Genomic DNA, 12,383 nt, shown 5'->3' with positions numbered 1-12,383 from the left:
GTCAGCCCTTGGCGGCTTCCGCCGTACCGTCCGCCTTCGGCGCATCCGCGTCCGCGTCCGCACCCGCATTCGTGTCCGCGTCGGCGTTCGCGTTCGCGTCGGCGGACTCCACCGGGGCCTCGGACGCCTCGGCGGCACCGTCCTTCGCCTCCTCCGGGGATTCCGCCGCCTCGGCCGCCTTGGGCTCGACGATCTCCTCGCGGCCCGGCCGCAGCTTCGCGGAGACCACGATGTACGTCACCGCCAGCGCGAACACGATGATCGCGGTCCACACGTTGAGCCGCAGGCCCAGGATGTGGTGCGCCTCGTCGACCCGCATGTACTCGATCCAGGCGCGCCCGGCGCAGTACGCGGCGACGTAGAGCGCGAACGCCCGGCCGTGTCCGAGCTTGAAGCGGCGGTCCGCCCAGATCACCAGCAGCGCCACGCCGACGCACCACAGCGACTCGTACAGGAAGGTCGGGTGGTAGGTGCCGGCGACCCGGTTGGGGCCCTCGCTGATCTTGAGCGCCCACGGGACGTCGGTCGCCCTGCCGTACAGCTCCTGGTTGAACCAGTTGCCCCAGCGGCCGCACGCCTGGGCCAGGGCGATGCCGGGGGCGAGGGCGTCGGCCCAGGCGGGCAGCGGGATGCCCCGGCGGCGGCAGCCGATCCAGGCTCCGACCGCGCCCAGCGCGATCGCGCCCCAGATGCCGAGGCCGCCCTGCCAGATCTTGAAGGCGTCGACCCAGTTCTCACCGTCGCTGAAGTACAGCTGGTAGTCGGTGATGACGTGGTAGAGCCGTCCGCCGACCAGGCCGAAGGGCACCGCCCAGACGGCGATGTCGGCGACGGTGCCGGCGGTGCCTCCTCGGGCGACCCAGCGCTTGTTGCCGAACCAGACGGCGACGAAGACACCGATGATGATGCAGAACGCGTAGCCGCGGAGCGGGATCGGTCCGAGATCGATCACGCCGGTCGACGGGCTGGGAATGTAGGCAAGGTTCATGGCAGCTTCGACGCTACCCTGCCGGACGGGAGGTACGGCAACCCGTCCGGCAACTTCTGGGTAACGAGCGGGTCATCGATCCCCCGGCCGGCCCCGGTCCGGTTCCCGCGGGTGCGTTACGGCGTGGCCGTGGCGGTGCCGGGCTTCTTGCCCTTGTTGGCCTCGGCGACCCACTTCTCGAAGTTCTCCACGGTGATGGCCTCGTCGCCCTTCTTCGGGAAGATCGACTCGCCGTTGAGGAGCGCCGTGGGGGTGCCCTGGAAGCCGCCGTCGCGGAAGGCCTGATTGGACTTCTGCACCCAGGTGTCGTGCTTGCCGTCCTCGACGCAGGAGCGGAATCCGGGCGTGTCCAGCCCGTCCACCTTCTTGGCGAGGTCGATCAGCTTGTCGTTGTCGCCGAAGGCGTCGTCGGTCTCCGGCGGCTGGTTCCGGTACAGCACGTCGTGGTACGCGGAGAACTTGCCGGCGTCCTGCGCGCAGGCGGCGGCGTTGGCGGCCTTGAGGGAGCCGCTGCCGCCCATGTTGCCGTCGATGATCGTGGCCAGGTGGTAGTCCACCTTGATCCGGCCGTCGCGCTCCATCCGGTGGATCGTGTCGCGGAACGCGTTCTCGAACTGGGCACAGACCGGGCAGCGGAAGTCCTCCCAGATCGTGAGGGTGGACGGGGCGTCGTCCGCGCCGACGCGGATCGCCAGGGCGTCCTTGCCGGTCGCGCCGGACGGGGCGACGGCGGGCCCCGACGCCTTGGACTTGTCGCTCTTGCCGTCGGTGTTGGCCGCGATCACGCCGACCACGGCGGCCAGTCCCAGCACCCCCACCACGGCCGTCGACACGATCAGCGTCCGGCGCCGGCGATCGCGCGCCTTCGCCTGTTCGCGCTGCTGCATCAGCCGGTCTCGCGCGGCCCTCTTACCCTGTTGGTTCTTCTCGCTCACACCGCAGGAACGACCCGGAGAGGCACTCGCGTGCCTCTCCGGGCCCAGGTCCACCCGTTCGGGTTACCTCGGGTGTCAGCGCTTTCGAACACCTTCGGCAAGGTCGGCCGCCAGTGACCGGACGGCCGCGAGGCCGGCCGCCTCGTCGGGGGCGTCCAGCATCCGCTTGACGAAGGCCGAGCCGACGATGACGCCGTCCGCGAAGCCGGCGACCTCGGCCGCCTGCGCGGCGTCGGACACGCCGAGGCCGACGCAGACCGGCAGCTCGGTGGTGGCGCGGGTGCGCCGGACCAGGTCCTGCGCCTGTGCGCCGACCGAGGCGCGGGTGCCGGTGACGCCCATCAGGGAGGCGGCGTAGACGAAGCCGGAGCCCGCGTCGGTGATGGTGGCGATCCGCTCGTCCCTGCTGCTGGGCGCGACGACGAAGACGGTGGCCAGGCCGTGCCGCTCCGCGTGCTCGCGCCACAGCGCGGACTCCTGGACCGGCAGGTCGGGCAGGATGCACCCGACGCCGCCCGCCGCGGCCAGTTCGGCCGTGAAGCGCTCGACGCCGTACCGGTCGATGGGGTTCCAGTACGTCATGACCAGGATCGGCGCCCCGGTCGCCTCGTACGCCTCGCGCACCGTGCGCATCACGTCGGCGATCCGCACGCCGCCGCGCAGCGCGATGTCGTCGGCGGTCTGGATGACCGGCCCGTCGAGCACCGGGTCGCTGTGCGGCAGCCCCACCTCGACGACGTCCGCGCCGCCCTCGACGACGGCCTTGACGGCCTCGATGCCGCCGTCGACGGTCGGGAAGCCGGCCGGGAGGTACGCGATCAGCGCGGCCCGGTCCGCGGCCCGCGCGGCGGCGAGCGTGCTGTTCAGCAGTTCGATGTTGCCGGTCACCGGACGTCCCCCTCGATCTCCGCGTTCGCGCCGTCGGCGTCCGCCTCGACGGCGGCGTCCGTGTCGTACAGCCCGAAGTAGCGGGCCGCCGTGTCCATGTCCTTGTCGCCGCGTCCGGAGAGGTTGACCAGGATCAGCCCGTCCGGGCCCAGCTCCCTGCCGACCTCCAGGGCCCCGGCAAGCGCGTGCGCGCTCTCGATGGCGGGGATGATGCCCTCGGTGCGGGAGAGCAGTCGCAGCGCCCGCATGGCCGCGTCGTCGGTGACCGCGCGGTACTCGCCGCGGCCGATGTCCTTGAGGTACGCGTGCTCCGGGCCGATGCCGGGGTAGTCCAGGCCGGCCGAGATGGAGTACGGCTCGGTGATCTGGCCCTCGTCGTCCTGGAGGACGTAGCTGCGCGAGCCGTGCAGGATGCCGGGCTCGCCCGCGGTCAGGGTCGCCGCGTGCTCGCCGGTCTCCACGCCGTGTCCGGCGGGCTCGCAGCCGATGAGGCGGACCCCGGCGTCGGGCACGAAGGCGTGGAAGAGGCCGATGGCGTTGGAGCCGCCGCCGACGCAGGCCACGGCGGCGTCCGGCAGCCGGCCGGCCCGCTCCAGGATCTGCCGCCTGGCCTCCACGCCGATGACGCGGTGGAAGTCCCGGACCATCGCCGGGAAGGGGTGCGGGCCCGCCACCGTGCCGAAGAGGTAGTGGGTGCGGTCCACGTTGGCGACCCAGTCGCGGAACGCCTCGTTGATGGCGTCCTTGAGGGTGCGCGAGCCGGACTTCACGGCGATGACCTCGGCGCCCAGAATCCGCATGCGCGCCACGTTCAGCGCCTGCCGCTGGGTGTCGATCTCGCCCATGTAGATGGTGCAGTCGAGGCCGAAGAGGGCGCAGGCGGTCGCGGTGGCGACGCCGTGCTGGCCGGCGCCGGTCTCGGCGATGACCCGGGTCTTGCCCATGCGCCGGGTGAGCAGGGCCTGCCCCAGCACGTTGTTGATCTTGTGGGAGCCGGTGTGGTTGAGGTCCTCGCGCTTGAGGAAGATCCGTGCGCCGCCGGCGTGCTCGGCGAAGCGGGGGACCTCGGTGAGGGCGCTGGGCCGTCCGGTGTAGTGGACCATCAGCTCGCCGAGTTCGGCGGCGAAGGCGGGGTCGGCCTTGGCCTTCTCGTACTCGACGGCGACCTCGTCCACGGCGGCGACCAGCGCCTCCGGGATGAACTTGCCGCCGTACGCGCCGAAGTAGCCCTCGGCGCTGGGGATCAGACCCTCCGGGTCCGGGATGAAGAAGTCGGAAGACATGCGGAACGTGCTCCTCGTCGTGGCGGGGCGGATGACACCGTCTGCGCCGTGGGCGGAGCGCCGCCCGCGGCAGGTGACCGGGACGGTTCCGGCCGCACGGGACCGCGCGCCCTGGCGGGCGGGGTCGGTGCGGCGGCCGGGGCTCGCTCTACAGCGCGGGCCCCGTGCGCCATCGCATGCCGTTCACCTGACCGGGCTCGGCCCCGATCACGTACCGCACCCGCCGGCCGCGCACACGGCGCGCCGGGGCCCGGCAGCCGCGGTGCCACGAGGGCAGCGCGCAGCTCAGGGGCTCGGGGTGCGGGAGGAGGGACACGGCCGGGTCAGCCCCGCCCGTGGCGCAGGGCCGGGTGGGCGCCGGCGGCGACCAGGTCGGCGACGGAGGCGCGCGGGTCGCGGCCGGTGACCAGGGACTCGCCGACCAGGACCGCGTCCGCGCCGGCGTTGGCGTAGGCGATCAGGTCGTGCGGGCCGCGGACACCGGACTCGGCGACCTTGACGATGTGGTCCGGGATCTCGGGGGCGACGCGCTCGAAGGTGGAGCGGTCGACCTTGAGGTCCTTGAGGTTGCGCGCGTTGACGCCGATGACCTTGGCGCCGGCCGCCACGGCGCGCTCGGCCTCCTCCTCGTCGTGCGCCTCGACCAGGGGCGTCAGGCCGATGGACTCGGCGCGCTCGATCAGGGAGACCAGCGCCTCCTGCTCCAGGGCGGCGACGATCAGCAGCGCGAGGTCGGCGCCGTACGCGCGCGCCTCCCACAGCTGGTACGAGGTGACGATGAAGTCCTTGCGGAGGATCGGGATGTCCACCTTGGCGCGGACGGCCTCCAGGTCGGCCAGCGAGCCGCCGAAGCGGCGCTGTTCGGTGAGGACGGAGATGACGGACGCCCCGCCGGCCTCGTAGTCGGCGGCGAGCGCGGCCGGGTCGGCGATCGCTGCGAGCGCGCCCTTGGAGGGGCTGGAGCGCTTGACCTCGCAGATGACGTTGACGCCCTCGCCGCGCAGGGCGGCGACGCCGTCCTTGGCGCGCGGGGCGCGGGCGGCGCGCTCCTTGAGCTCGTCGAGGCCGACCTGTGCCTGCCGCTCCGCGAGGTCGGCGCGGACGCCGTCGATGATCTCGTCGAGCACACTCACGCGAGCGGCCCCCTTCCGGAGCGGTGGCAGAAAACGTATCGGGCCGGGGATCAGCCACTCCGATGGTATCCGCAGGTGGCCACCGTGCCCGCATCCGGCCACCCGCTGTCCCATTCCCTGGGACTTCAGGGGGCCAGCGCCGAGCCGAACGGCAGGTTCCGGACAACGGTGAAAACCAGCAGCAGGGCCCCGATCGCCCACCAGTGCACCGGTCGCAGGCCGATCCGCAGGGGCTTGCCGCGCACCTCGCGGACCAGCCATACGGCCCACAGGACGGCGAAGATCGCGTACCCGGCGACGGCCAGGGCGTTGGCGCCGAAGGCGGCGGCGAGGTCGCCGTGGGCGAAGGCGTGGGCGCTGCGCAGGCCGCCGCAGCCGGGGCAGTAGATGCCGGTGAACCGCAGCAGCGGGCAGACGGGGTAGTGGCCGGGCTGGTTCGGGTCCACCGTGGCGACGTAGCCGAAGGCGCCGGTGACGGCGGCCAGCACGCCGGCCGGGACGGCGATCCGGCGCAGCCGGGAGGCCCCGGCGGGGGCGGTGGGGAAGAGCGGCGGCGGGCCGGAGGCGGGTCCGGGGGCCGCGGGGGCGGGGGTCGGTGAGGCGTCCACCCGGTGATTGTCGCCGCTGACGCGGAAAGGCGCAGCCCGGTCCGGGCTGCGCCTCGCGTGCGTACGTCCGGGGGTCAGGACGCCTGCGCCTGGCCGGCGCGGGCACGGGCGGCGACCAGCTCGGCCGACTCCTTCGGCGCGCCGAGGCCGGCGGCCTTCATGCCGACGCCGACGACACCACCGAGAAGGACGACGCCCATGCCGGCCCAGAAGCCGAGCGGGTTGGCCGCGACCATGAAGACGCCCGCGACGCAGAAGCCGATGAAGGCGATGATGACACCGGTCCAGGCGGCCGGGGTGTGTCCGTGGCTGCTGCCCGCCATGAGTTGCTCCTCGTTGGTGTTGCGCTGTTGGAATCGCTCGGGTCGCTGTGCCCACGGCCCGTGCCGCTGTGCCAGCTCGCTGTCATTGTCCCGTACGTGTGGGTAGGACGTGAGCTGGGGGTCATGCCTCGCGCGTCGGGTCCTCGCCGCGGTCCAGGGCCTTCCACAGATCCTCGGGCCGGTCCGGGTCGAGGGGGCGGGGGGCCTTGCGGGGGCGGGGGGTTCCGTCGCGCTCGTAGCGCCCGGACATCGTGGGCCAGCGGTTGCCGTAGCGCAGGGCGAGCAGCCCGGCGAGCAGGATCAGCAGTCCGCCGGCCGCCGTGACGTAGGGCCAGGCGGTGTGGCTGAGGGCGGTGATGGTGGTGGCGGTGTCGCCGCTGGTCTGCGCGGCCTTCTCGTCGAGCGCGGCGCTGTCGGACGCGCCGAGGAAGGCGCTGAGCGCGGCGCCGAGTCCGCTGAGCGCGAGGAGTCCGGCGACCAGGCGCCGGCCGCTGCCGCGCACGGCGAAGACGGCCACCAGGGCGGCCAGGCCGACGATCGCGAGGGCGGCGGGGAGTCCGGTGACGTCCTGGCCGTCCGCGCTGAGCGGGAGGGCGCCGCCGCCGACCGGGGCCGTGCCCTCGGCCCAGGTGCGTCCGGAGGCGAGCAGGACGACGGTCGCGCCGGCCGCCCCGAGGAGCAGGCCGGCGGCCAGGGTGCGGCGGCTTCCCGGCGCGTCGGGCGCGGCGGCGGCTTCGGCACGGGGCTGGGGTACGGGGACGGCACTCACGTACTCCACTATCCCTCACCGGCCCCGAACGCCCCACCGCGCCCCTCGGCGGGGCGGGGCAGGTCAGGCGCCGCCCAGCCGGTTGGCGGTGTGGACGGCGCGCAGGACGGCCGCGGCCTTGTTGCGGCACTCGGTGTCCTCGGCGGCCGGGTCGGAGTCGGCGACGACGCCCGCGCCGGCCTGGACGTAGGCGGTGCCGTCGCGCAGCAGGGCGGTGCGGATGGCGATGGCGGTGTCGGAGTCCCCGGCGAAGTCGAGGTAGCCGACGCAGCCGCCGTACAGGCCGCGGCGGGTGGGTTCCAGTTCCTCGATGATCTGGAGGGCGCGGGGCTTGGGGGCGCCGGAGAGGGTGCCGGCGGGGAAGCAGGCGGTCAGCACGTCGAAGGCGGTGCGGCCCTCGGCGACCCGGCCGGTGACCGTGGACACGATGTGCATGACGTGGGAGTAGCGCTCGATGGACATGAAGTCGACGACCTCGACGCTGCCCGGTTCGCAGACGCGGCCCAGGTCGTTGCGGCCGAGGTCGACGAGCATCAGGTGCTCGGCGCGTTCCTTGGGGTCGGCGAGGAGTTCCTCGGCGAGGGCCTGGTCCTCCTGCGGGGTGGCGCCGCGGTGCCGGGTGCCGGCGATGGGGTGGACCATGGCCCGGCCGTCCTCGACCTTGACCAGGGCCTCGGGGCTGGAGCCGGCGACGTCGAAGCCGTCGAACCGGAAGAGGTACATGTACGGCGAGGGGTTGGTGGCGCGCAGCACCCGGTAGACGTCCAGGGCGCTCGCCGTGCACGGGGTCTCGAAGCGCTGCGAGGGGACGACCTGGAAGGCCTCGCCGGCCCGGATGCGCTCCTTCACGTCCTCGACGGCGTCCTGGTAGGCGGGGCCGCCCCAGAGCGCGGTGTACGGGGGGAGTTCGGAGGGCGGCAGGGTGGCGGGGGCGTTCTCGACGGGGCGGCGCAGGTCGCGTTCCATGGCGTCGAGGCGGGCGACGGCGTCGGCGTACGCCTCGTCCACGCCGGTGGCCAGGTCGTTGTGGTTGATGGCGTTGGCGATGAGCAGGACGCTGCCGTCCCAGTGGTCCAGGACCGCCAGGTCGGAGGTGAGCAGCATGGTCAGCTCGGGGAGCGCGAGGTCGTCGCGGGCGCTGTCGCCGATCTTCTCCAGGCGGCGCACGATGTCGTAGCCGAGGTAGCCGACCATGCCTCCGGTGAAGGGCGGCAGGCCGGTCTCGCGGTCGTGCGGGGTGTGCAGGGCCTCGATGGTGGCGCGCAGGGCGTGCAGCGGGTCGCCGTCGACGGGGACGCCGACGGGCGGGGTGCCGAGCCAGTGGGCCTCGCCGTCGCGGGTGGTGAGCGTGGCGGCGCTGCGTACGCCGATGAAGGAGTAGCGCGACCAGGTGCGGCCGTTCTCCGCGGATTCGAGGAGGAAGGTGCCGGTGCGCTCGCCCGCGAGCTTGCGGTAGAGGCCGACCGGGGTGTCGCCGTCCGCGAGGAGGCGGCGGGTGACGGGGATGACGCGCCGGTCGACGGCCAGCTTGCGGAAGGTGTCGAGGTCCATGGCCGCAGACCCTACTGCCTGGGGGTGTCCGGCCGGTCAGGGGCGGACAGGCCGCGGCGTCTGGTGCGGTGCATCGCAAGGCGCCGGGACGTCCTCATCGCGGAGCGATCAGGGCGTTTCGGCAACGCGGCGAGGTGCCGTGCCAGGCGTCGCGGACCCGTCCCTGACCGGTCGGACACCCCCGAGGAGGAGGACGTCGTCGTCGAAGCAGGTGCGGGCGCCGGTGTGGCAGGCGGCGCCGGTCTGGTCGACCCTGACGAGGACGGTGTCGGCGTCGCAGTCGAGGGCGACGGACTTGACCAGCTGGATGTGGCCGGAGGTGTCGCCCTTGACCCAGTACTCCTGGCGGCTGCGCGACCAGTAGGTGCAGCGGCCGGTGGTGAGGGTGCGGTGCAGCGCCTCGTCGTCCATCCAGCCGAGCATCAGTACCTCGCCGGTGTCGTACTGCTGGGCGATGGCCGGGACCAGCCCGTCGGCGCCGCGCTTGAGGCGGGCGGCGACGGCCGGATCGAGGTCGCTGGCGGTGCGGGGGGTGCCGGGCGGGGGCGTGCTGGTCATGGGGACCATTGTGCCGTGGTGGCGCGGGGTGTCCGGAGGTGCGTCCACTGGGCGGACGGGCGGCGGCGGTCGTACGCTGGCGGGCATGTCGACCCATGCCAAGCGCGAACGTCTTCTGCTCGCCGACCTGTTGGAGGCGGCGGGTCCGCATGCCCCGACGCTGTGCCAGGGCTGGACGGCCCGTGATCTCGCGGCCCATGTGGTGGTGCGCGAGCGGCGGCCGGACGCGGCGGCCGGGCTCGTCATCGGGCCGTTGAAGGGCCGCCGGGACCGGGTGATGGCCGAGTTCACGGCGAAGCCGTACGAGGAGCTGATCCAGCTCATCCGTACGGGCCCGCCCCGGATGTCGCCGTTCGGCCTGAAGCAGGTGGACGAGGCGGCGAACACGGTGGAGTTCTATGTGCACGCGGAGGACGTGCGCCGGGCGCAGCCGGACTGGTCGCCCCGTGAGCTGGACCCGGTCTTCTCGGACGTGCTGTGGTCGCGTACGGAGAAGGCGGCGCGGATGCTGGGCCGGAAGGCGCCCGTGGGGCTGGTGCTGCGCCGCCCGGACGGGCAGACCGCGGTGGCGCACCGGGGGGCGCCGGTGGTGACGGTGACCGGTGAGCCGGGCGAGCTGCTGCTGTTCGCGTTCGGGCGGCAGGAGGCGGCGCGGGTGGAGCTGGAGGGCGAGCCGGACGCGATCGGCCGGATGACGACGGCGAAGCTGGGCATGTAGCCGGTGCACGCGCCCGCCCCGGCCGGGCGGGGCATGCCAGGGGGCGCCCTCCCGGTGGAGGGCGCCCCCTGGTGGTGCACGCGTACGAAGGGCCGGTCAGCGCACCGGGTGTCCGGCTTCCGCGAGCGCGCCCTTGACCTCGGAGATGCGCAGATCGCCGAAGTGGAAGACGGACGCGGCCAGGACGGCGTCGGCCCCGGCGTCCACGGCGGGGGCGAAGTCGGCGAGCCGGCCCGCGCCGCCGGAGGCGATGACGGGCACCCTGACGTGCTTGCGGACGGCGGCGATCATCTCGGTGTCGTAGCCGTCCTTCGTGCCGTCGGCGTCCATCGAGTTGAGCAGGATCTCGCCCGCGCCCAGTTCGGCGGCCCGGTGCGCCCACTCGACGGCGTCGATGCCGGTGCCCCGGCGGCCGCCGTGCGTGGTGACCTCGAAGGTGCCTTCGGGGGTGCGCCGGGCGTCCACCGAGAGGACCAGGACCTGGCGGCCGAACCGCTCGGCGATCTCCCGGATCAGCTCGGGGCGGGCGATGGCCGCGGTGTTGACGCCGACCTTGTCCGCGCCGGCCCGCAGCAGCTTGTCGACGTCCTGCGGGGTGCGGACGCCGCCGCCCACGGTGAGCGGGATGAACACCTGCTCGGCGGTGCGGCGCACCACGTCGTAGGTGGTCTCGCGGTCGCCGCTGGAGGCGGTGATGTCCAGGAAGGTCAGCTCGTCGGCGCCCTCGGCGTCGTACAGCTCGGCCATCTCGACGGGGTCGCCCGCGTCGCGCAGGTTCTTGAAGTTGACGCCCTTGACGACCCGGCCGTTGTCCACGTCGAGGCAGGGGATGACGCGTACCGCGAGGGTCATCGCTCCTCCGCCCGGTAGGCCTCGACCTCGACCTCGACGACCAGGCTCGGGTCGACGAAGCCGGAGACCACGACCATGGTCGCGGCGGGGCGGACGGCGTCGAACAGCTCCTTGTGGGCGCGGCCGACCTCGTCCGTGTCGCGGGCGTGCATGACGTACATCCGGGTGCGGACGACGTCCTCGCGGCCCAGGCCCAGTTCCGCCAGGGCCCGGAACGCGACCTCGAAGGCGTTGACGGTCTGCTCGTACGGGCCGCCCGCGGCGATCTCGCCGTCCACCACGGAGGTGCAGCCGGAGACCAGGGCCAGGCCGCCCGGAAGCCGGACGGCGCGGGAGTAGCCGAACCTCTCCTCCCAGGGGGCGCCGGAGGAGACCCGGCGCACGGATGCGGGTCCGGTCATGCGGAGACCGCCTCCAGCGCCTCTTCGAGGGTGAACGCCTTCGCGTACAGGGCCTTGCCGACGATCGCGCCCTCGACGCCCGCCGGGACGAGCGAGGCGATGGCCCGCAGGTCGTCCAGCGAGGAGACGCCGCCGGAGGCGACGACGGGCTTGTCGGTGGCGGCGCAGACGTTCTTCAGGAGTTCCAGGTTGGGGCCCTGGAGGGTGCCGTCCTTGGCGATGTCGGTGACGACGTAGCGGGCGCAGCCCTCGGCGTCGAGGCGGGCCAGCGTCTCGTAGAGGTCGCCGCCGTCGCGGGTCCAGCCGCGGCCGCGCAGTGTGGTGCCGCGTACGTCGAGGCCGACGGCGATCTTGTCGCCGTGCTCGGCGATGACCTTGGCGACCCATTCCGGGGTCTCCAGGGCCGCGGTGCCGAGGTTGACCCGGCGGCAGCCGGTGGCGAGGGCGGCGGCGAGCGAGGCGTCGTCGCGGATGCCGCCGGACAGCTCGACCTTGATGTCCATGGCTCCGGCCACCTCGGCGATGAGGGTGCGGTTGTCCCCGGTGCCGAAGGCGGCGTCCAGATCGACCAGGTGCAGCCACTCGGCGCCGGCCCGCTGCCAGGCGAGCGCGGCCTCCAGCGGGGAGCCGTAGGAGGTCTCGGAGCCGGACTCGCCGTGCACCAGGCGGACCGCCTGGCCGTCGCGGACGTCTACGGCGGGGAGCAGTTCAAGCTTCGGCATTACAGCGTCTCGATCCAGTTGGTCAGCAGCTGGGCGCCGGCATCGCCGGACTTCTCGGGGTGGAACTGGGTGGCCCACAGCGCGCCGTTCTCCACGGCGGCCACGAACCGTTCGCCGTGCGTGGCCCAGGTGACCCCGGGGGCACGGATCTTGGCGTTGGTGACTTCGAGGTTCCAGTCGTGCGCCGCGTAGGAGTGCACGAAGTAGTACCGGGCCTCGGGGCCGAGTCCGGCGAACAGCTGGGAATCCTCGGGGGCTTCGACGGTGTTCCAGCCCATGTGCGGGACGACGTCGGCCTTCAGCGGGCCGACGGTGCCGGGCCACTCGTCGAGTCCTTCGGTCTCCACGCCGTGCTCGATGCCGCGCTCGAACAGGATCTGCATGCCGACGCAGATGCCCATGACGGGGCGTCCGCCGGCCAGCCTGCGGCCGATGATCCACTCGCCGCGCGCCTTCCGGAGCCCCTGCATGCAGGCGGAGAACGCGCCGACGCCGGGCACCAGCAGCCCGTCGGCGTTCATCGCCGTGTCGAAGTCGCGGGTGATCTCGACGTCCGCGCCGACGTGGGCGAGGGCGCGTTCGGCGGAGCGGACGTTGCCGAAGCCGTAGTCGAAGACGACGACCTTCTTCTTCGTATCCACGTGTCGTTCGCCG

General features: G+C 73.3%; 16 protein-coding genes. 1 reads left to right on the top strand and 15 read right to left on the bottom strand.

The annotated features are described in order from the left end of the window. Position 1: 1 nt before the first annotated feature. The 11 genes from lgt to hisI form a co-directional block, all read right to left on the bottom strand. On the bottom strand, positions 2-988 hold the full coding sequence (lgt, locus tag DNK56_RS10460; RefSeq protein ID WP_111332794.1) for a prolipoprotein diacylglyceryl transferase: 987 nt from the start codon (positions 986-988) through the stop codon (positions 2-4). A gap of 116 nt (positions 989-1,104) precedes the next feature. Beyond that, positions 1,105-1,923 carry a thioredoxin domain-containing protein gene (locus tag DNK56_RS10455; protein WP_111332791.1) on the bottom strand — a complete coding sequence of 273 codons (819 nt, stop codon included), beginning with the start codon at positions 1,921-1,923 and terminating at the stop codon, positions 1,105-1,107. Positions 1,924-1,998: 75 nt separating this feature from the next. After that, a complete protein-coding gene (gene trpA, locus DNK56_RS10450; protein ID WP_111332788.1) occupies positions 1,999-2,811 on the bottom strand; it encodes a tryptophan synthase subunit alpha in 813 nt (270 codons plus the stop codon). Further along, on the bottom strand, positions 2,808-4,094 hold the full coding sequence (trpB, locus tag DNK56_RS10445) for a tryptophan synthase subunit beta (protein ID WP_111332785.1): 1,287 nt from the start codon (positions 4,092-4,094) through the stop codon (positions 2,808-2,810). Before trpB ends, trpA begins: the two co-directional genes overlap by 4 nt. Positions 4,095-4,242: 148 nt before the next feature. After that, positions 4,243-4,410 carry a tryptophan biosynthesis modulator TrpM gene (gene trpM / locus DNK56_RS36675; RefSeq protein ID WP_330238393.1) on the bottom strand — a complete coding sequence of 56 codons (168 nt, stop codon included), beginning with the start codon at positions 4,408-4,410 and terminating at the stop codon, positions 4,243-4,245. A gap of 7 nt (positions 4,411-4,417) precedes the next feature. Further along, positions 4,418-5,227, bottom strand: a complete 810-nt coding sequence (gene trpC / locus DNK56_RS10440; protein WP_111332782.1) for an indole-3-glycerol phosphate synthase TrpC — start codon at positions 5,225-5,227, stop codon at positions 4,418-4,420. A gap of 125 nt (positions 5,228-5,352) precedes the next feature. After that, positions 5,353-5,835, bottom strand: a complete 483-nt coding sequence (locus DNK56_RS10435) for a DUF2752 domain-containing protein (RefSeq protein WP_111332779.1) — start codon at positions 5,833-5,835, stop codon at positions 5,353-5,355. A gap of 74 nt (positions 5,836-5,909) precedes the next feature. Beyond that, positions 5,910-6,158, bottom strand: coding sequence for an HGxxPAAW family protein (locus tag DNK56_RS10430; RefSeq protein ID WP_111332776.1), 249 nt, complete (start codon positions 6,156-6,158; stop codon positions 5,910-5,912). A 121-nt stretch (positions 6,159-6,279) separates the two neighbouring features. Beyond that, entirely contained in the window at positions 6,280-6,936 is a 657-nt protein-coding gene (locus DNK56_RS10425; RefSeq protein WP_111332774.1) for a TIGR02234 family membrane protein, read from the bottom strand. 54 nt (positions 6,937-6,990) lie between these two features. Continuing rightward, complete coding sequence (locus tag DNK56_RS10420; RefSeq protein WP_111332772.1) at positions 6,991-8,478, bottom strand: anthranilate synthase component I; 1,488 nt, start codon at positions 8,476-8,478, stop codon at positions 6,991-6,993. Between the two features lie 108 nt (positions 8,479-8,586). Further along, positions 8,587-9,036, bottom strand: a complete 450-nt coding sequence (hisI, locus tag DNK56_RS10410) for a phosphoribosyl-AMP cyclohydrolase (protein ID WP_241989834.1) — start codon at positions 9,034-9,036, stop codon at positions 8,587-8,589. A gap of 85 nt (positions 9,037-9,121) precedes the next feature. Between hisI and DNK56_RS10405 the strand changes: the two genes are divergently transcribed. Beyond that, positions 9,122-9,754: a TIGR03085 family metal-binding protein gene (locus DNK56_RS10405; protein WP_111332769.1), complete on the top strand. Its 633-nt coding sequence runs from the start codon at positions 9,122-9,124 to the stop codon at positions 9,752-9,754. Between the two features lie 96 nt (positions 9,755-9,850). Here DNK56_RS10405 and hisF read toward each other — a convergent pair whose 3' ends face one another. Genes hisF through hisH form a run of 4 tightly spaced genes read right to left on the bottom strand, consistent with a single transcriptional unit; the run spans position 9,851 to position 12,370 of the window. Then, entirely contained in the window at positions 9,851-10,606 is a 756-nt protein-coding gene (gene hisF, locus DNK56_RS10400) for an imidazole glycerol phosphate synthase subunit HisF (protein ID WP_111332766.1), read from the bottom strand. After that, the gene (locus DNK56_RS10395; protein WP_111332763.1) at positions 10,603-11,007 is read right to left on the bottom strand and encodes a RidA family protein; all 405 of its coding nucleotides are present in this window, start codon (positions 11,005-11,007) and stop codon (positions 10,603-10,605) included. The genes hisF and DNK56_RS10395 overlap by 4 nt, the downstream gene beginning before the upstream one ends. Further along, on the bottom strand, positions 11,004-11,729 hold the full coding sequence (priA, locus tag DNK56_RS10390; RefSeq protein WP_111332760.1) for a bifunctional 1-(5-phosphoribosyl)-5-((5-phosphoribosylamino)methylideneamino)imidazole-4-carboxamide isomerase/phosphoribosylanthranilate isomerase PriA: 726 nt from the start codon (positions 11,727-11,729) through the stop codon (positions 11,004-11,006). Before priA ends, DNK56_RS10395 begins: the two co-directional genes overlap by 4 nt. Then, a complete protein-coding gene (gene hisH, locus DNK56_RS10385) occupies positions 11,729-12,370 on the bottom strand; it encodes an imidazole glycerol phosphate synthase subunit HisH (protein ID WP_111332758.1) in 642 nt (213 codons plus the stop codon). Before hisH ends, priA begins: the two co-directional genes overlap by 1 nt. Positions 12,371-12,383 lie beyond the last annotated feature (13 nt).

Origin of the sequence: Streptomyces sp. AC1-42W (genome assembly GCF_003248355.1) — a bacterium.
GTDB lineage: Bacteria > Actinomycetota > Actinomycetes > Streptomycetales > Streptomycetaceae > Streptomyces.
This window is presented reverse-complemented; position numbering and strand designations above follow the sequence as displayed.